Raw genomic sequence first — 14,440 nt, 5'->3', positions numbered from 1 at the left:
GAAATGGGCGAGTACTTGGTACTCGTTTTATAAGAGCTGGCTTGTGTGAATATGGATGGCGCTAATTTGAATAATTTATCTTTTGATAATACTGGTAACATGTTGTTCTCCTATGTTTTTACTATTGTTCTCAAGGAACAAATACAGTATCGCAAAAAACCGACCCAAGGTCAAAATTATTTATAAATTTTCTTTATAAACTTTATTTATTACAAATGTTGATATTTTAAGATGCACTTGTTATACTGTTCTTGTCTTAGTGACCAATAGTAAAAACATAGGAGAACAGCATGACTATTCCAGAAATTATCCAACGCCAATTACTGCACACAAATAAAGCGATCGTCTGGTCGTGGGGTGTGTCCAAATGGTATAAAGTATCCAATACAATGCTTGCAATACGAGTTCATGCACACCGCCTCAATGGGTTTGTATGCATCACATTGGATGAGGCACATGATTTGTATAACATTACTTTTTATTCAAATAAAACAGTTCCAGAGATGCTTAAGCATCCTGTTTCTGCATATGAGGCGATAGAAGGGGTTTATTGCGATCAACTCGTTGAGTTCATTGATAATATAATCGAAAGAATACCAAACTATAAATATTAAACCTTATCCAGCCTCCAATCGCTGGGGGCTAGAAATCATTTGAGGTGATTTAATGAAAAAATTATCATTTGCCGTTAAGGCAAACATGAATAAACCCCCTAGAGTTCATGTGCAATCAGCAGATAAAAAAACAACCTATGGTTCATTTCAAGCCAATAACTGTGATGAATTTGATGCCTGGAATAAATTAAGCCCAGAAGAAACCATTGAATTAAAGCATTATATGAACAATATGTCGGCTATTGAGCATTACTTTTCTACAAAGGCTCTGTCCGAACAAAAAGATTTTAGAATCAAATTACCCAACAGTTTTATAGGTACTATAGATGAAATAAGCAAGCTATGCTCTGAGGAAGACATCAACTTAAATGTTTATGATGCCATGATTAGTGCAGCCATTGGGCAGCTTAAAATCAAGACAGCAAGCCTTCCTGATGACAAAAAGCAGCAAGCCCTGATGCTCCTTAATCAACTCGGACTATCTGAAAATGTAAAATCGGATGTTTCCTTAAAAATACAAGCGGTATTCTCTGAATTATTGTCCATTCATAATAAATCAGAAAAACTGCACCAAAAATCCATAGTCCTTTTTAATAAAGATAAAAGTATTTCTCCGAAAACCATTGAAGAAATCGCAAAAGGTGATTTATCAACCTCCAAATGGTTAGTATCTTGTGCCATAGAGATTTTACTGGAAGAAAAACCAGATATTGTGCAAAAAATATTATCTGATAACGATATCTTGTTTTTGTGGGCGACTCCTTCACTAAAAAATAATAGGCCAATCAAGGAATTACTCGATAAATTAGGGTCTTTGAATAACTCCGAAATGTTAAGCAGCAAACTAAATTCCATGACAGACTTTAGTTAAAGACTTTCCAAAATATCACATTTATGCTATAAATTACTATGAGAATAAAATTTTACCAAAAACAATCAGGCAAAAACCCTGTGGCGGAATTCCTAAATGATTTGCCATCCGATGAAATCGCGCGACTTGCCGGTTGTTTAAAGAATGTTGAAGAGCTTGGTTTTGATAGCCCAAGGGTACAATTCAGGCAAATAAAAGGCTCGCTTTGGGAAATTAAGATTAAAACATCACGCAGTGGTTATCGTTTTTTTTATGTGTGTATTCAAAAGGAAATCATTGTTCTTTTACATGCTTACAAAAAGCAGTCACAAAAAGCGCCAAAGCAAGAAATTGAACTGGCTGAAAAACGAATGATGGAGGTATACGACCATGAAAGCACTTACCTTAAATGAGTTTATTGACGACAAAATCAATAAGGACGAAGAATTTGCCAAGCACTATGAGCGTGAGCAAATCATTAATAACATTGCCGTCATGATTGTGAATGCCCGTAAAAAGCGGCATATGACTCAATCCGAGTTGGCCAATAAAATTGGAACCAAGCAATCGGTTATTTCTCGTCTTGAAAGCGGCAATAGCTCCTTTATTCCCTCATTAGAAACGTTGGTAAAGGTCGCTGATGCGCTCAACATGCACTTAAAATTGCAATTACAAGCCTAATAAACATTTGGCCAACATCAAATAACAGTACTTTTTAAAGGATATAAAATGGCATTAGATTTTTCCAAACTGAGTACAGGACAAACTGTTGATACAGTCTTAAAGCCAAGAGAAATTTTTAGCGCCTTACCAAATAAAAAACCAAACAAATTCCATTACCCCCGCGATGTGCAATCTCAAGTATGGAGCAAATGGTTTGACCGCAAAGAAGAACGCAACCTGGTTATAAAAATGAATACTGGTGGCGGTAAAACAGTGGTTGGCCTTTTAATTTTAAAAAGTTGCTTGAATGAGAAGAAAGGGCCTGTAGTTTATATAGTTCCAGATAATTTTTTAGTAGAACAAGTGTTATCCGAAGCCAAAGATCTTGGATTAAATGCCGTTGATAACCCTGAAAATGAGAGTTTTTTAAAAGGAAAAGCAATTCTAGTAACTAATATATATAAATTAATTAACGGGAAATCAGTATTTGGTGTTGGCGATGAGGGAGCAAAAATACCCATTAAGACACTCCTTATTGATGATGCTCATGCGTGCGTAAACACAGTCGAAGAACAATTCACTTTGAACGTGTCATCATCTAACCCAGCATATAAAAAATTATTTAGTCTTTTTGAAGAAGCAATGAAAAGGCAGTCGGAAGCAAAATATTTGGAGATTGAAGCGGGAGACCCCTTTGCTTACATTCTGATCCCATATTGGAACTGGCAAGAAAATCTAAGTAAGGTAATGCAGGTTTTAATTGAAAACAAAAATCATGAAGACATAAAATTTAAATGGCCATTAATAAAAGAAAATTTAGAGCGATGCAGTTGCGTTATTAGTAAGCATTCCATTGAAATTACTAGTAATTGTATTCCAATTGATGTGATTCCTTCTATTAGTAATGCATCAAGAAAAATATTTATGACCGCGACATTATCAGACGATAGCGTCTTAACGACCCATTTTGGTGTTAGCTCTCAATATCTTAATAACCCTATCACTCCAGATTCAGCGGGAGATGTAGGTGATCGATTAATCCTATTACCACAAGCTCTCAACACAAATATGTTTGATAGTGATGTTAAAGAATTATGTTTGAAATTATCCAAAGAATATAACGTGGTAGTTATTGTCCCATCTAACAAACGATTGGAGTTTTGGGAGGATGCAGCTGATCTCATTTTAAAAAAAGACACTATCCTTCAAGGAGTTGAACAACTTAAAACAACTCATATTGGCTTAACAATTTTAGTTAACAAATATGATGGGATTGATTTGCCCGAAAATGCTTGTCGATTGTTAGTTATAGATGGATTACCAGCCGCTCGAAATAATATTGATAAAATTCGCCAGAGCGAGCTTGCGGGTAGTTCGAACAAAGTAAATCAAATCGTTCATAAAGTAGAACAGGGGATGGGGAGAGGTGTTAGATCTAATGATGATTATTGCGTCATTTTTCTTATGGGAAAAGATCTTACTTCTCAGCTTTATACGGGCGAAACTTTAGAACTATTTTCACCGGCGACAAAGGCTCAACTAGAATTGTCAGAAAGGGTAGCAGATCAAATAAAAGATAAAGGAGTTGAGGAAATTAGATCCGTAATAAACTACTGTCTAAAAAGAGACCCGCAATGGGTTGAGTTAAGTAGAGGTATTATGGCTAACCTAAATTACTCCAATAAAAATACATCTGACTCAATAAAAATCGCTTTAAGAGAAGCTTACGATTTAGATCGCTCAGGGAAACCACAAGAAGCAGCAAACAGAATTTTACATGAAATCAATAACTCAACCGATGATCTTTTATTAAAAGGCGTATTAAAACAATACATGTCGGAGTATATAAACAAGTACGATAAGGTGGAATCGCAAAAAACCCAACTATCCGCTATTTCTGATAATTTGAGAGTTCTTAAACCAATCGAAGGCATCAGTTATAAACCATTAAAAACCCATACAGGATCACAAGCAATACGATGTTCTACCTATTTAAAAGACAAATTTAAAGATGGAAACAAACTTATTATCTATACAGAGGGAGTATTTTCAAAACTTATATTTAGTGAAGGTACTGCAAATATATTTGAGGATGCTTTTAACGAGTTAGCATACCTTCTTGGCTTTATAGGCCAACGCCCCGAAAATGATTATGGAAAAGGACCAGATAATCTCTGGCTGTTGGATGATTTAAAATTTTTAGTTATTGAATGTAAAAATGGTGCAACCACCGATTTTATTTGCAAACACGATTGTAATCAGCTGAATGGTTCTGAAATTTGGTTTAATAATAATTATGGCAATGGTGCTAAATGTGTACCTATTATGATTCATTTATCTACTTGTTTTGAGTATGCGTGTCCTCCAAGTAACAATATAAAAATAATAAATAAGAGCTTATTAGAAAAGCTAGTTAATAACGCCCGTAAATTTATACGATCTATAGCCACTGAAAATAAGTTTGAAGACAGTCAAGCTGTCAAACAACATCTGGCACAATACAAGTTAGAGGCTAATGATATTATCGCCAACTATACAACTGCTTTTAAAACAAAAAAAACCTGAGCACTACATACTAGGTAAAAAGATAAAAATCAGCATTTCGATAGAATACTTGTTGGGATTATTTTACTAACCTTTGAATTGGTTGAACAAGTATCGGCTTATCTCAAAATAAAGATCATCTCGATTAATTCGTATTCCATAGAGATCGGTATTGCGACAGAGAGTAACACCTTTAGAACTCACCCAAACAAATCACTATGTGATCCTGTTCGTGATAATCGCAGCAATTGTATGCGATCATCTTTAATGGTCTTATAAATTAATAACCAATCGGGGGTAATGTGACATTCACGATAACCATCCCAATTTACGGAAAGACTGTGATCCTTATGCTTTGGATCCAGGGGTTCTTCCTTTTGCAATTGCTCTACAATAGAGTCTAAGAGCGTCCTTCTTTTCCCTTGCTTCGTAATCTTTTTCAAATCACGCTTAAACTGTGTCGCCAACTCTAATTCAAGCATTATCTACAGAATCCCATACATCCTTCATTGTTTTAAATCGCTCGCCTTTTCCTGATTCCAGCTCTGCCATGGCCTCTCTTGTCTCTTTGTTCGGTATTTTTACCTCAAAAGGCAGGCCATTTTGGAGACAGACCTGGCTATAGAACAGTCGAATCGCCTCGGCTGTAGATAAGCCTACCTTATGCAAAATCGCTTCTGCCTGCATTTTAAGAGCAGGCTCAATACGAGCATTAATTGTTGCCGCCTTATTCATCTTAGTAACTCCCAAAATACTGATATTTTAATTGTATAACAAATGCATTACATTTTCAATTTTTCTATTTTATATGGGCTATCAATAAAGTACACCCTTGTGATAAATTTTGCCTTGCCTTTAAATCCCTTGTTTTTCATATCAATAGAATCTGATTTTTATTTATGATAATGTACTATCACTAATTTTAAATATTATTGATAGGAAAATTCATGGCGCTTGTTGGTTATGCCCGCGTATCTACAATTGACCAAAATTTGGACATTCAACTTGATGCTTTAAAATGCGCTGGATGTAAAAAGATCTTTTCCGAGAAAAAAAGTGGTACTTCAAAAAAAAACCGAACCGCACTGGATGAATGCATGGAGTATATTCGTGAAGGCGATACCTTGGTAGTTACACGAATTGACCGCTTAACCCGCAGTATTCTGGATTTACAGACTTTACTGCATTATTTAAAAGAGAAAGAGATCCACCTAAAAGCATTGGAGCAACCTGTGGATACCTCTAATGCCTCAGGTAAATTCTTTTTGGATATGCTGGGTGTCTTTGCTGAGTTTGAAACCAACCTTCGCCGTGAGCGGCAACTGGAAGGTATTGAGCGCGCAAAACGCGAAGGCAAATACAAAGGGAGAAAACCCACAGCACGCTCAAAAACTAATGAGGTCATGGAGTTAATCAATCAGGGATACACACGCACCGCTATTGCTAAAAAACTTAATATGGGTATTGCCAGTGTTTATCGTATTCTTAAAACCCAACGACAGGATAATCCAGAAAAATCAATTCCAGGCAGCCAGGGAACTCAAAAAATTGCCGTGGTTGAAGTTTGGCTGCGCGTAGAAAACAACAATAAGTTTGTGCGTGGAAAAAATGAATCCAGGCGGCAAATCGAGCAATACTGCTTTTCAGCCTTTGATATGGTGAAAAAAGACAAGGATGGATGGGAATACAGTCTTAAAATTCCCTATACCAGTGATAAGGATCTGGATGAAACTATCTATGACTTAATGCATGAAGCCGAATCGATTGCCGGCTGTCGCAATGGATTTACAGAAATGAGTATCACGGAACCTGCAACCGGTAAATCTTGGTGATGATTCCCCTGGTTCACCACCCTGCCATGGGTTCATTACCTTAATTTTAAACCCAAGGAATGTTATCATGCCGTCCGTTTTGAAAAGGCAACGCGCTATTACGTCATTCGCCTGGAACAGGATTTATTGGGTGACTGGACACTCTGCGCATCCAATGGACGTATCAAGTCCAGATTTGGGCAAAGCCATATTATTGCCTTTGCAAGTTTTTCTGATGCCTTGAAGCACTTTTGCGTCATGGTGAAAGAACGAAACCAACGCGGTTATTATCTGATCTCTTATCAAACCCATGATGTTCTATACCAACAAATACTACCATGGGCCTGCTTTATGGAGGATCCAGCACCTATGAAAAAGAGACCTCGGAAAAAGCAAGTTCGATCATTGCTGAATCAAAACTCAACCATTCAATCCCAATCTCAGGACTCTCAGCAAATGCTGCTTATTTTTTAACGAGTACCACCTTCCAATTATAAAAAAAGAGAATAATTATTTTCCACAATCAGAATAATTTGTCTTTAGATATAGGATATATTATATTATATATAGATGGAGATAATGATGAATAAAGTTTTAATATCAATACCCGATCAAATCGCTTCTAGAATGAGAGCAGCAATACCTCAGCGACAACGCAGCAAGGTGATTGCTCATCTTATTGAAAAAGAAATTGAACGACGTGAAAAAGCGCTCTATGAATGCGCTTTAGCTGTTGAAAATGATCATGGTTTACAAAATGAAATGAACGATTGGGATATAACGGTTCAAGATGGATTAACTGATGAATCGTGGTGATGTATATTGGGTAAACCTCGACCCTACTACAGGCTCTGAAATCAACAAACTCAGACCTTGCGTTTTAGTTGGAGCAACACCGATTAATCAAGCAAGACGCACTGTTGTCGTCGTTCCTCTTTCAAGCTCTGCTACAGCCAGACCACCAATTACCATCACTGTTTCTTGTCTTGGCAAACAAGTTACCGCAGTTTGTGATCAAATAAGAACGATTGATAAAAGTCGTTTAAAAAAAGTGGCAGGAAACCTTTCAGATAAAGATTTAAATGCCTTGGATGATGGGTTACGACAAGTTTTATGCCTTTGATTAAAACTTAATCTACTCCAAACCTTTAATGTTACGCCGTTATTCTGTCATGAACTCATAAAATAACCTTGCACCAATACCAGAGAGACTGATAAGGATTCTAAGCAACCACTTAAAAGGAAATGACATGGGTTGCGAATGCTATCAAGCTGCTATCGGAGCAGATAGAAAGGTGCTCTGTATGTAATAAAAGAAACATTTGAAATTCTGGGTGAAACTCATAAAGCACATCTTGAATCCAAGAAAAATTGATAGCAAGTCGGGAGAACTCATCAAGCAATCAGGCAATTTAAAAAATAGGTAATTTATCTCAACGCCACTGCAAATTAGAGTTTTCCTAGTGTAACTGTTAAGAAAATCAATCTTAATATACAGAGTAATTAAATTTTAAATAGTTTGCTCAATTATCGGCTTACTTGATTTAACTAGAACGTCTATCAAATAAAATCTAAATAGGAAAATCGATTGGGTTTAACATAAGCAGAAAGAACAACAAACCCTCCTTCCCCATAGCCTGGTTTACTCTCCTCTGGCGTTAATATAGTATCAACAGGAGAGAATAAAGTTTGATAAATTGCTTCTTCTTTAAAATTAATTTCATGAAGCAATTCAAAGACCTCCTGTACCGAATAAAAATGAGCGTATCGATAAAACAGATTATCTTGCTTGGTGGCCTCATATTGCTGTCCAATCATCGAATGTTTATCAATCATACCAATAATAAGCTTACCATTGGGCTTTAAAACCCGTTTTGCTTCAAGAAGTGCTACTAAAGGTAAATTCAAAAAACACAATACTGTATTGAATAAGACAAAATCAAATTGTTGTTCATACTTAGGAATCTCAATGTTAAATCGGGACAGGAGTGTTGGTAAAATATAAACAACCAAGGTGCTAAGGTGACACTGGATGCTATTTCGAGACACACTATGTCGGATTAAATTAAGTCAATACGCTTAAAGTTATAAAATAATTCCAAATTTTAGATAGATCTATCCTGGGAACGCCTATGCAACCAGCCTTTTTCTTTGTGCCAGTTTCTCGTGATTTTCATAAAAAACGCAGCGTTAGCACCAATTTTGCGATAAGCAAGTTCCATTTCGCTATGACATAGAATGCATTCCTTAGGATTAATCCCAAAGGTCTTTTGCATCAACTATGGGTATTTGAGATTGTAGGTTTTGGGCTCAGGTTCTTACCCCAATAAAGCACGAACTAATGGTAATTTCTCTCTCCGTACTCTATTTACAAGAAATCCATAATAGCGCAACATCCTGAAATGCTTTTTAGGGATATGTTGTACCAGTCTACGGATAAACTCCTCCGTAGAGCAGTGAAAATCTTCGTGTTGATTCGTCTTATGATTCAGGAAGTTAAAGGTTACATTTTGGCCATTGTAATGCCGTAACCTGCTGTGGCCAATCGGTGGCCTACGAATATAACGCCCAAGATAATTAATTGACGCCTGTGGGTTTTTTTGTGGTTTGGCCACATGAACTATCCACGGTTTGTTGAGTCTACGATTGAGCCAAGCGCTAAAATGACCCTGTGTCGGGCATAGGGCATTTAATACTTCAGGAAGAACAAGAACTCCTTCTCTATAGGCTTTTTTCAACATCTGTATCACACGATAACGCCACATCTCCATAATCACTTTCTTTTTGAAGTAGAACGTGACAAAACGTGTCTCTTTATCATTTATCCCTCCTTGGGTAGTCGAGATATGCACGTGCGGATTGAACTTTAAATCTCAGCCAAAGCTATGAAGCGCTGCAAACATTCCGGGTAAGACTCCTTTATGACTCGCTAACCGCAGCAAAATAGAAGCTGCTACTGGCAGCAGCCAACCTAACAAAATCCAGTTTTCTTTGAAAAACCTCCATAATTCCCGTGGCATCGTAAACGTAATATGCTGCCAGTCACAACTGGGTAACAGATGAATTTGTTTGCTTATCCAATTCTCGGTGGCTTTCTTCCCACACTTCGAGCAAAACCGATTATGGCAGGTAAACGCAACTTTTTTGCTATGAGTGCATTTAGGGTTGGGGCAGTCATAACAGGAAAATCCTCGCAAGGTGCTCCCGCAACTTAAAATGTTCGAGATTGTTTCCAAAACCTCATGGCGTAGCGTGTCTTTATACTTCTGGAAATAGTGATACCAGGAGTTATCTTTGAGCAACAAGTCCTTCAGGCTTCTCTTTTGTTCGCAGTCCAACTCTTTTTTACTTACAGCATAAAGCATTTACAAAGGCCAACCTCTTAATAAATTATCCTGATATAATCATTCATCTATCTATCCTTAATCGCTCTATAATGAAGACTCAAAAGAAACCACAAAAGCAAATCGATAAACTCCATGCAAAAAATCAAGGGCGCTGCTCCATATGTAAAATAGACTTTGGTGATGACTTTGCATCTTATACCTGGACTGGTTATGATTCTATAGGGCGTTTGCAAGTCACAAGCTAATGTTGTCATGAAAAAATAAGACGGCTCGTAAACATCGGATTATGTGGGTTTATTGATCCTGATGAGTTCAATGAAGCAATTAAAAAGCATCCTTTGTATGAACAGTTATATAATGTCATTTTGTAATGAATTCTAAAGAAGGATTTTATTGCGCTGAGAGATGAATAATAATTTACGGTCTTATGATGATTAGAACTCCAATGCTTCTTTACCCCTGCCAACGCATTTGGCTCTGAGCGAAGCGCCTTGAAAACTGCGTAATTTGCCCCGATATTGGCTATTAAGTAATAAAATTAGAGCTATGAAACTTTGTGTAAAACGGTGACTAGAGTTTTTGATAAGCCAATCTTGAAAGGAGATTTAGATGAAAAAGAAACTACTTCCTATTTTAATCTCTGTTCCTCTTATCACTATGATGTCAGCAGGAGCCATAGCACTTGAAGCGAAACAAAATAATCAAGTACAAAAGAGTAAAGATTTATTAGCCTTAGATCCATTTGATAACGATCCCTTTTTTCAATCACCTTATGATGTTTTGAAGCAAATGGAAAAAATGCAACAGGCTATGGACCAGTTTATGAAGAGTCAATTCTCACAAATGCACACTAACCTTCTAAAACAACCCAATCAAATGCTCTTTGGTAATACAAATAATGTTGAAATTAAAGAAAGTAAAAATGAGCTTGTTTATAAAATAAAATTACCTAAAGGTGGGGATAGTAAAGTTGATGTTTCTGTTAAAGAGGGACAATTAGTGGTTAGTTCAAATATAACGCAAAAAATCACTCGTGAACAGGATAATAGTAAAAGTGTAAGCTATTCTCAGAGTAATTACAGTCAAACATTCCAATTACCACAGGGCTATGATCCCAATTCTATGAGCTCAAAAGTGAAAGATTCAAATTTAATTGTGACATTTAAAAAATCACTTTCGACATCTTCAATACTCTAAGGGATTGAGATTTTAAGCGTTGTAACGCCACATATCGATTTTGCAGATGATTGTTTTGTAATGTAATTGACTTGACAAAATGAGGTTGTGAGTCCAACTTTATAATCAGTCAGAAATGACAAACGTATCAATTTAAGGAGTGAAACGATGAGTAAATTAATAAAATGGAAAAAAGAAACCCCGATTGCCATTGAGCATACACATAATCCGTTCTTAAGACTTCAAAATGAAATAGATCGTGTATTTCATGATTTTAATGATTTTTTTTCGCCCTCTCGATTCAATTGGGAATTTGATAATCTAAATCTTGCCCCATCAATGGATGTTGTGGAAGATAAAGATCATTACAGTATTGAGCTTGAGATGCCCGGTATGGATGAAAAAGATATCAAGGTTTCTTTAGCGGATAATATATTGACCATTTCTGGTGAAAAGTCGACTTCTAAAAAGAATGAAGACAAAAAATATCTTTCTCGAGAAATTAGCTATGGGAAGTATGAGCGTTCTATTTCATTGCCTTCAACAATAGATGTTGATAAGGCTAAGGCAACTTTTAAAAAAGGAACACTTTGCATTGAGTTGCCGAAAAAAGAAGAGGCTAAAAAAAGTACTCGTGATATCAAAGTAGAAAAAGCGTAGTCTATTGGCCCTGTAGCTAACAGGGCAACACCTTGAGCGGATTACATCATACTCCTCTTCTTCCAGTGCAGTATACATATATTTGCTTTTTTCATCGACGTCTTGGTTTTTATTTAGAAAATTGACATTTATTTTTTTTCATTGCCAATGCGTTCAATGATTGCATGATTTGTATTGCTCATAAGAATTTCCTTATAAAGAGAAATTATCCTTTCTTCCTTATTGATCTAGAAATCAACAAATCTCAAAGAAAACATCATCAGAAAAGAACAAGAAACTCAATTACCTTACTTTTCTTATATTTATTGATGTATTTGAGAGATTTTTATTTATTAACTGTTGCAGAATTAATTATGCGAAGGCCAATAAGTTCTTTTTATTTTCCATGTGATATCTAATACGATATACAAATAATATTAAAAAATTTAAATTATTTTATGAACTTATTTTTAAGGACTTCTAAATAACTTCCCACATCATATTGATATTTTAGAAGCCCCTGATTTATTTTTAATATGCTTGTACTTCTGAGTGAATGTTATGATCACTAAGAGTGAAAGTGATCTTCTCTCGAATAGCCGGACACCTTGTTTAAGAGATATAATCTCATCAACAAGGAGTAATCATGGTAAGACAAGTTTATACAAAAGAGTTCAAAATTAAAGCTATTGAACTACTGGAATCAAGTAATAAGCCCTTAAGACAAGTAGCCAGAGAGCTTGTTGTAGCAGAAAATAACCTATATAACTGGCGCAAACAATACCTTCTCAAACAAGAGAAAGTATTCCCAAATCAATCTCAATTAAATGAAAAAGACTTAGAATTAAAGCGATTGAAAGCGCGTGTAGCGGAGCTGGAAGAAGAGCGAGAAATCTTAAAAAAGGCGGCAGCGTTTTTCGCCAAGGAAGGCCAGCGAAATATGCGGTAATAAAAGAACAATCGGCTTTTCATCGTGTACAAAAGCTTTGTTAGGCATTAGGCGTATCCAGTAGCGATTACAACAGGCATTGCGTAAGTTGGGTAAATATCATGGGAAAGCGAGGATCAAACGCTTAATGCAGCAGGAAGAACTCAAACCTAAAGCGGCAAGGCGTTTTAAAGTGACAACAGATAGTCGCCACTCAAAGCATGTGGCCGAAAATATCTTGGGAAGACCATTTAATCCTGTTGCTATTAACACCGTTTGGGCGTCTGATATAACCTACATTCAAACTGATGAGGGCTGGCTTTATCTAGCATAGATTTATTCAATCGACAGATTGTCGGTTGGAGCATGGGAACTCGGTTGGTTACAAGCCTTATTGAAGATGCTCTTATCATGGCGATTCACCGCAATAACCCACCTAATGGCGTTATTCATCATTCTGATATAGGATCTCAATATTGCAGTAATGCTTATCAATCGCTTCTCAAAGAACATGATTTTATTTGCTCCATGAGTGGCTCGGGTAACTGTTATGACAATGCAGTTATGGAAAGTTTCTATCATACTTTGAAAGTCGAAATGATTTATGGGGAACAATATAAAACTAGAAAGGATGCTCGATTAGCTCTATTCGATTACATTGAAGTGTTTTACAATCGTCAGCGCATCCATTCAACTTTAGGGTTTCAGACCCCGAATGACTTTGGGTTGGTTGCATAATGTTGGTGTCCTGTTTTTTCGAGGAAAGATCAAATGTGGCGTATTTTGAGGCGACTATAGGCATTTGTTCATTATTCTACGGGTGCTTTTTTAAAATGTCGAACTACCTTTGTCGTCGCATTGTCAATTATTTCGCCTCTAATGTCGCCGGGTGTATCACTAACTTCGGCTAACATCCAAATATATAATTTCTCAATATCATCGCCAGACTTATATTGTATTATTTTCTCATTGGAATAAATTCGTGCGGTATATTGTTGATTCATATCTCATTCTCCATTCAAGATATTGCTCAATAAATCCATTTCACAATTTCATCTTGAAAGACCTTCTTTTAAGCAAAATCTTATTATAAATTATAGCCTAGTTGGGGTGCTCGTTGAGATGTTTTGATACGTTTTGCTTGTCCTATTTGTTTAATCAGATATTCGTCAAGGAATCGGCGGTTTAACAAACCAGTCAAGAGCTCGCAGATTGATTGAGAATGCAGTATGGGGTAAGTCAGGATACGTGTGCAAAATGGGTCACTTCATTTTTATAGAGACCCATAACCCTTGCCGTGTATGGGTTGTAGCCTTTTGCCATAGAAATGGTTTTTAAGATAAAAATTAGAGTAAACTATTACTGCTCCCATGGTGGCTTTGGTGTGATTGTCAATGGGGTAGAACTATCATCTTTTTTCATTTCCTCCTGATTTGCAGTAAGATCAAGAGCGTTATGTCGCATTGTTGTTTTAAAATTTTGCATTCTTTCACGTGCTGCTAATAATTCTTCCTCTGATGGTTGCAGTGTAACCGATGACAACTGACTTTGCTCATCTTTATTGTATGGTTTATCAGCGCAAACAAATGGAAGTGCCTGGTTAGTTATAACATGAATTGTTGATAATTCATTATGCCCACTTGGTAGTGATATTAACTCAACATTATACCCGTTTCTTTGTAATTCTTGAGGGAATCTTTGGTTAGCTTCAAGTCGAGTTTCGCCTGTAACATTATATTTGATTTGGTTAGCAGGTGTTTGTCTCAGGGTTTCTAATTGGCCAATAGACATGAAAATATTCAAGCCTTGTGGTGAATAAATCTATTTTTTATCATTTGAAATAATCAAGTAGGAAGAAATGGACGAGT

21 protein-coding genes and 1 pseudogene are annotated in these 14,440 nt (G+C 36.3%); 15 read left to right on the top strand and 7 right to left on the bottom strand.

The window, feature by feature from the left end; genetic code table 11:
* The first annotated feature begins 290 nt into the window (after positions 1–290).
* Genes ACWTE2_RS34550 through ACWTE2_RS34530 form a run of 5 tightly spaced genes read left to right on the top strand, consistent with a single transcriptional unit; the run spans position 291 to position 4,692 of the window.
* Positions 291–614, top strand: coding sequence for a hypothetical protein (locus ACWTE2_RS34550; RefSeq protein WP_014845127.1), 324 nt, complete (start codon positions 291–293; stop codon positions 612–614).
* Positions 615–666: 52 nt separating this feature from the next.
* Positions 667–1,485, top strand: a complete 819-nt coding sequence (locus ACWTE2_RS34545; protein ID WP_014845126.1) for a hypothetical protein — start codon at positions 667–669, stop codon at positions 1,483–1,485.
* Positions 1,486–1,523: 38 nt separating this feature from the next.
* Positions 1,524–1,877 carry a type II toxin-antitoxin system RelE/ParE family toxin gene (locus ACWTE2_RS34540; protein WP_014845125.1) on the top strand — a complete coding sequence of 118 codons (354 nt, stop codon included), beginning with the start codon at positions 1,524–1,526 and terminating at the stop codon, positions 1,875–1,877.
* Positions 1,855–2,145 carry a helix-turn-helix domain-containing protein gene (locus ACWTE2_RS34535; RefSeq protein ID WP_014845124.1) on the top strand — a complete coding sequence of 97 codons (291 nt, stop codon included), beginning with the start codon at positions 1,855–1,857 and terminating at the stop codon, positions 2,143–2,145. Before ACWTE2_RS34540 ends, ACWTE2_RS34535 begins: the two co-directional genes overlap by 23 nt.
* A gap of 48 nt (positions 2,146–2,193) precedes the next feature.
* Complete coding sequence (locus ACWTE2_RS34530) at positions 2,194–4,692, top strand: DEAD/DEAH box helicase family protein (protein ID WP_014845123.1); 2,499 nt, start codon at positions 2,194–2,196, stop codon at positions 4,690–4,692.
* A 179-nt stretch (positions 4,693–4,871) separates the two neighbouring features.
* On the opposite strand, the gene ACWTE2_RS34525 is transcribed toward ACWTE2_RS34530, so the two are convergent.
* Both ACWTE2_RS34525 and ACWTE2_RS34520 read right to left on the bottom strand, forming a co-directional pair.
* Complete coding sequence (locus ACWTE2_RS34525) at positions 4,872–5,153, bottom strand: type II toxin-antitoxin system RelE/ParE family toxin (protein WP_014845122.1); 282 nt, start codon at positions 5,151–5,153, stop codon at positions 4,872–4,874.
* Entirely contained in the window at positions 5,146–5,406 is a 261-nt protein-coding gene (locus tag ACWTE2_RS34520; RefSeq protein ID WP_014845121.1) for a type II toxin-antitoxin system RelB/DinJ family antitoxin, read from the bottom strand. Before ACWTE2_RS34520 ends, ACWTE2_RS34525 begins: the two co-directional genes overlap by 8 nt.
* A 212-nt stretch (positions 5,407–5,618) precedes the next feature.
* Here ACWTE2_RS34520 and ACWTE2_RS34515 point away from each other — a divergent pair, with 212 nt between their 5' ends.
* From ACWTE2_RS34515 to ACWTE2_RS34500, 4 genes are all read left to right on the top strand, one after another.
* A complete protein-coding gene (locus ACWTE2_RS34515) occupies positions 5,619–6,503 on the top strand; it encodes a recombinase family protein (protein ID WP_014845120.1) in 885 nt (294 codons plus the stop codon).
* A gap of 21 nt (positions 6,504–6,524) precedes the next feature.
* The gene (locus ACWTE2_RS34510; RefSeq protein WP_223499742.1) at positions 6,525–6,956 is read left to right on the top strand and encodes a WGR domain-containing protein; all 432 of its coding nucleotides are present in this window, start codon (positions 6,525–6,527) and stop codon (positions 6,954–6,956) included.
* A 105-nt stretch (positions 6,957–7,061) separates the two neighbouring features.
* The gene (locus ACWTE2_RS34505) at positions 7,062–7,298 is read left to right on the top strand and encodes a hypothetical protein (protein WP_223499713.1); all 237 of its coding nucleotides are present in this window, start codon (positions 7,062–7,064) and stop codon (positions 7,296–7,298) included.
* Positions 7,285–7,605 carry a type II toxin-antitoxin system PemK/MazF family toxin gene (locus ACWTE2_RS34500; protein WP_014845117.1) on the top strand — a complete coding sequence of 107 codons (321 nt, stop codon included), beginning with the start codon at positions 7,285–7,287 and terminating at the stop codon, positions 7,603–7,605. Before ACWTE2_RS34505 ends, ACWTE2_RS34500 begins: the two co-directional genes overlap by 14 nt.
* Before the next feature lie 437 nt (positions 7,606–8,042).
* Here ACWTE2_RS34500 and ACWTE2_RS34495 read toward each other — a convergent pair whose 3' ends face one another.
* The 3 genes and pseudogenes from ACWTE2_RS34495 to ACWTE2_RS34485 all read right to left on the bottom strand — a co-directional run bounded on the left by ACWTE2_RS34495 (position 8,043) and on the right by ACWTE2_RS34485 (position 9,847).
* Positions 8,043–8,531: a class I SAM-dependent methyltransferase gene (locus ACWTE2_RS34495; RefSeq protein ID WP_014845116.1), complete on the bottom strand. Its 489-nt coding sequence runs from the start codon at positions 8,529–8,531 to the stop codon at positions 8,043–8,045.
* 269 nt (positions 8,532–8,800) lie between these two features.
* Positions 8,801–9,343 (bottom strand): annotated as a pseudogene (locus ACWTE2_RS34490) (IS91 family transposase); the annotation flags it as partial.
* A 12-nt stretch (positions 9,344–9,355) separates the two neighbouring features.
* Positions 9,356–9,847 carry an IS91 family transposase gene (locus ACWTE2_RS34485; protein ID WP_051009158.1) on the bottom strand — a complete coding sequence of 164 codons (492 nt, stop codon included), beginning with the start codon at positions 9,845–9,847 and terminating at the stop codon, positions 9,356–9,358.
* 71 nt (positions 9,848–9,918) lie between these two features.
* Here ACWTE2_RS34485 and ACWTE2_RS34480 point away from each other — a divergent pair, with 71 nt between their 5' ends.
* The 6 genes from ACWTE2_RS34480 to ACWTE2_RS34455 all read left to right on the top strand — a co-directional run bounded on the left by ACWTE2_RS34480 (position 9,919) and on the right by ACWTE2_RS34455 (position 13,310).
* Positions 9,919–10,074 carry a hypothetical protein gene (locus ACWTE2_RS34480; RefSeq protein ID WP_154080667.1) on the top strand — a complete coding sequence of 52 codons (156 nt, stop codon included), beginning with the start codon at positions 9,919–9,921 and terminating at the stop codon, positions 10,072–10,074.
* 364 nt (positions 10,075–10,438) lie between these two features.
* Positions 10,439–11,026: an Hsp20/alpha crystallin family protein gene (locus ACWTE2_RS34475; protein WP_014845114.1), complete on the top strand. Its 588-nt coding sequence runs from the start codon at positions 10,439–10,441 to the stop codon at positions 11,024–11,026.
* Between the two features lie 147 nt (positions 11,027–11,173).
* Positions 11,174–11,665, top strand: a complete 492-nt coding sequence (locus tag ACWTE2_RS34470) for an Hsp20/alpha crystallin family protein (protein WP_014845113.1) — start codon at positions 11,174–11,176, stop codon at positions 11,663–11,665.
* A 625-nt stretch (positions 11,666–12,290) separates the two neighbouring features.
* The gene (locus ACWTE2_RS34465; protein WP_014845112.1) at positions 12,291–12,593 is read left to right on the top strand and encodes a transposase; all 303 of its coding nucleotides are present in this window, start codon (positions 12,291–12,293) and stop codon (positions 12,591–12,593) included.
* A 127-nt stretch (positions 12,594–12,720) separates the two neighbouring features.
* Positions 12,721–12,906 carry an IS3 family transposase gene (locus tag ACWTE2_RS34460; RefSeq protein ID WP_019350445.1) on the top strand — a complete coding sequence of 62 codons (186 nt, stop codon included), beginning with the start codon at positions 12,721–12,723 and terminating at the stop codon, positions 12,904–12,906.
* A 32-nt stretch (positions 12,907–12,938) separates the two neighbouring features.
* The gene (locus ACWTE2_RS34455; RefSeq protein ID WP_019350446.1) at positions 12,939–13,310 is read left to right on the top strand and encodes an IS3 family transposase; all 372 of its coding nucleotides are present in this window, start codon (positions 12,939–12,941) and stop codon (positions 13,308–13,310) included.
* A gap of 71 nt (positions 13,311–13,381) precedes the next feature.
* Here ACWTE2_RS34455 and ACWTE2_RS34450 read toward each other — a convergent pair whose 3' ends face one another.
* Together ACWTE2_RS34450 and ACWTE2_RS34445 are read right to left on the bottom strand one after the other, a co-directional pair.
* The gene (locus tag ACWTE2_RS34450) at positions 13,382–13,576 is read right to left on the bottom strand and encodes a hypothetical protein (protein ID WP_014845111.1); all 195 of its coding nucleotides are present in this window, start codon (positions 13,574–13,576) and stop codon (positions 13,382–13,384) included.
* A gap of 355 nt (positions 13,577–13,931) precedes the next feature.
* Entirely contained in the window at positions 13,932–14,363 is a 432-nt protein-coding gene (locus ACWTE2_RS34445) for a hypothetical protein (protein WP_014845110.1), read from the bottom strand.
* Positions 14,364–14,440 lie beyond the last annotated feature (77 nt).

Source organism: Legionella nigrisilvae (assembly GCF_977063395.2).
This window is presented reverse-complemented; position numbering and strand designations above follow the sequence as displayed.

Bases quoted from the DNA above. Each gene is read 5' to 3' on its own strand.
- ACWTE2_RS34550 (WP_014845127.1), top strand. From the start codon at position 291: ATGACTATTCCAGAAATTATCCAACGCCAATTACTGCACACAAATAAA.
- ACWTE2_RS34545 (WP_014845126.1), top strand. From the start codon at position 667: ATGAAAAAATTATCATTTGCCGTTAAGGCAAACATGAATAAACCCCCT.
- ACWTE2_RS34540 (WP_014845125.1), top strand. From the start codon at position 1,524: ATGAGAATAAAATTTTACCAAAAACAATCAGGCAAAAACCCTGTGGCG.
- ACWTE2_RS34535 (WP_014845124.1), top strand. From the start codon at position 1,855: ATGAAAGCACTTACCTTAAATGAGTTTATTGACGACAAAATCAATAAG.
- ACWTE2_RS34530 (WP_014845123.1), top strand. From the start codon at position 2,194: ATGGCATTAGATTTTTCCAAACTGAGTACAGGACAAACTGTTGATACA.
- ACWTE2_RS34525 (WP_014845122.1), bottom strand. From the start codon at position 5,153: ATGCTTGAATTAGAGTTGGCGACACAGTTTAAGCGTGATTTGAAAAAG.
- ACWTE2_RS34520 (WP_014845121.1), bottom strand. From the start codon at position 5,406: ATGAATAAGGCGGCAACAATTAATGCTCGTATTGAGCCTGCTCTTAAA.
- ACWTE2_RS34515 (WP_014845120.1), top strand. From the start codon at position 5,619: ATGGCGCTTGTTGGTTATGCCCGCGTATCTACAATTGACCAAAATTTG.
- ACWTE2_RS34505 (WP_223499713.1), top strand. From the start codon at position 7,062: ATGATGAATAAAGTTTTAATATCAATACCCGATCAAATCGCTTCTAGA.
- ACWTE2_RS34500 (WP_014845117.1), top strand. From the start codon at position 7,285: ATGAATCGTGGTGATGTATATTGGGTAAACCTCGACCCTACTACAGGC.
- ACWTE2_RS34485 (WP_051009158.1), bottom strand. From the start codon at position 9,847: ATGCTTTATGCTGTAAGTAAAAAAGAGTTGGACTGCGAACAAAAGAGA.
- ACWTE2_RS34480 (WP_154080667.1), top strand. From the start codon at position 9,919: ATGAAGACTCAAAAGAAACCACAAAAGCAAATCGATAAACTCCATGCA.
- ACWTE2_RS34475 (WP_014845114.1), top strand. From the start codon at position 10,439: ATGAAAAAGAAACTACTTCCTATTTTAATCTCTGTTCCTCTTATCACT.
- ACWTE2_RS34470 (WP_014845113.1), top strand. From the start codon at position 11,174: ATGAGTAAATTAATAAAATGGAAAAAAGAAACCCCGATTGCCATTGAG.
- ACWTE2_RS34465 (WP_014845112.1), top strand. From the start codon at position 12,291: ATGGTAAGACAAGTTTATACAAAAGAGTTCAAAATTAAAGCTATTGAA.
- ACWTE2_RS34460 (WP_019350445.1), top strand. From the start codon at position 12,721: ATGCAGCAGGAAGAACTCAAACCTAAAGCGGCAAGGCGTTTTAAAGTG.
- ACWTE2_RS34455 (WP_019350446.1), top strand. From the start codon at position 12,939: ATGGGAACTCGGTTGGTTACAAGCCTTATTGAAGATGCTCTTATCATG.
- ACWTE2_RS34450 (WP_014845111.1), bottom strand. From the start codon at position 13,576: ATGAATCAACAATATACCGCACGAATTTATTCCAATGAGAAAATAATA.
- ACWTE2_RS34445 (WP_014845110.1), bottom strand. From the start codon at position 14,363: ATGTCTATTGGCCAATTAGAAACCCTGAGACAAACACCTGCTAACCAA.